Here is a 2,185-nt window from a genome sequence, read left to right on the forward strand (position 1 = left end):
CCCCGCCCCTCGTATGCGTGCGCTCCGATGTCCTCCGCCAGCCCCGCCCCGCTGCCCGCCGACCCGGGACCGGAGATTCCCTCCTCCGCCGACCCCCCGGCCGCGGCCGAACCGGCCTGGGTCCCGCCGCCGGAGGAACTGCTGACCTACAACGCCAAGCTGGGGCTCGGGCTGTTCGCGGTGTACGGCTCGCTGTACGCGAGCTTCGTGCTGATCAGCGCGTTCTATGTGGAGTGGATGGGAGCGCTCTGGGCCGGCGTGCCGGCGAGCGTGTGGAGCGGCTTCGCGCTGATCGGCATCGCGGTGTTCATGGCCGTGCTGTACGGCGTGCTGGCCCGGGACGAGTTGTAGGGTCCGCTCTGCGGACCGTTTCTCTCGACCGGCCATTCTTCCGAACGGTCCGCACAGCGGACCCTACGCCATGAACCACGAAGCCTCCCTCACCGCCGTCGTCATCTTCGCCCTGTTCGTGGCGGGGACGTTAATCCTCTCCTGGTGGCTCGGCAAACGCACGAAGGGCGCGGCGGGCTATTTCGCGGCCCACGGGCAGATCCCCTGGTTCGTCAACGGCGTGGCCTTCGCCGGGGATTATTTGTCCGCGGCGAGCTTCCTGGGCATCTGCGGGATGATCGCTTTTTACGGCTATGACGGCTTCCTGTACTCGATCGGCTACCTCGCCGGCTGGGTGGTGGCCCTGTTCGTCATCGCCGAGCCGATGAAGCGCCTGGGGAAATTCACCTTCGCCGACGCCTTGGACGCGAAGTTCAATTCGCGGGGCATCAAAGTCGCCGCGGGGCTCTCCACGTTGGCGGTGAGCATTTTCTATCTGATCCCGCAGATGGTCGGCGCCGGGGCGCTGGTCACGCCGCTTTTGGGCCTGCCGCACTGGGTCGGCGTCACGCTGGTGGGCAGCGTCGTGATCGCGATCGTGACGACCGCGGGGATGGTCTCGACCACCTGGGTGCAGTTTATTAAGGGCGGGTTGTTGGTCGTGTTCAGCACGATTCTGGTGGGGCTTGTCTTGTGGCGGGGCTTGGACGAATCAGGCGACGCGGCGCCGAAGACGTACGCCGTCTCCGCCGACGGTGCCGCGGTGGAAGTCGTCGCGAACGCCGGCGGGGTCGATGTTCGTCCGCTCTCCGAAGGAGAATCGCTGCCGCTGGGCCGCTACACCGCCGGCGCCGCGACCGCCCCGCCGGAGGGCTCGCTCGGCCCGGTACAATACCTGCAAACCTTCGGCGAGGGCGAGATGCTGCTCCCGCGGGCCGTCGACGCGGCGCCCGAAGGCGCGGCGGGGCTCGACCCGGACGCGACGGTGATCAGCGAATCCTCCGCCGCCGGCCGCACGCTGCTCACCCCCGGCAACCACCCGAAGTTCGCCGATATCAAATCCGACGAGCTGCTCGGCAAGATCAACTTTCTTTCCCTGATGCTGGCCCTGTTCTGCGGGACCGCCAGCCTGCCGCACATTCTGATTCGGTATTACACCGTCAAGGACGCCGCGGCGGCTCGGAAATCGACCATCGTGGGCATCGCGGTGATCGGGTTCTTTTACGTGCTCACGCTGTATATCGGCCTCGGGGCGATGACCAGCGGGGCGCTGGACCCGACCGACAGCAACATGGCCGCCCCGCTGCTGGCCCGCACCTTCGGGGAGTGGCTGTTCGCCTGCATCAGCGCCGTCGCCTTTACCACGGTGCTGGGGACGGTGTCCGGCCTGATCCTCGCCAGCGCCGGGGCGGTTTCGCACGACCTGATGACGCACGGGTTGGGGTGGGAACTGAACGACTCGCAGCAGGTCCGGGTGGCGAAGATCGCCAGCGTCGCGGTCGGCGTGATCGCGATCGGGCTGGGGATCGCCTTTCAGGGGATGAACGTGAGTTATCTGGTCGGCTGGGCCTTCAGCGTGGCGGCCAGCGCCAACCTGCCGGCGCTGGTGTGCATTTTATTCTGGAGGGGCACCACCGCCCGCGGCGTGATCGCCGGGGTGACGGTCGGCATGGTCAGCTCGCTGGCCTGGATCCTGCTGTCCTCGGACACCTTCGAGAAGGTCTACGGCCTGGACCCGGCCGACGCCCTCACGCCCTTCACCCAGCCCGGCATCGTGACGATCCCCCTGGGCTTCGCGGCGCTGGTGGGCGTCAGTCTGCTGACGAAGAAGCGGCAAGCCGTTGCTCCGTAGCGG

2 protein-coding genes are annotated in these 2,185 nt (G+C 67.6%); both read left to right on the forward strand.

All coding sequences use genetic code 11. The annotated features are described in order from the left end of the window. Positions 1-27: 27 nt before the first annotated feature. Positions 28-351, forward strand: coding sequence for a DUF485 domain-containing protein (locus ACG2DA_RS22535; RefSeq protein WP_395258912.1), 324 nt, complete (start codon positions 28-30; stop codon positions 349-351). A gap of 70 nt (positions 352-421) precedes the next feature. After that, on the forward strand, positions 422-2,182 hold the full coding sequence (locus ACG2DA_RS22540) for a cation acetate symporter (RefSeq protein WP_395258913.1): 1,761 nt from the start codon (positions 422-424) through the stop codon (positions 2,180-2,182). The last annotated feature ends 3 nt before the right edge of the window (positions 2,183-2,185 follow it).

The sequence above is a fragment of the Alienimonas sp. DA493 genome, assembly GCF_043951915.1.
Taxonomy (GTDB): Bacteria; Planctomycetota; Planctomycetia; order Planctomycetales; family Planctomycetaceae; genus Alienimonas.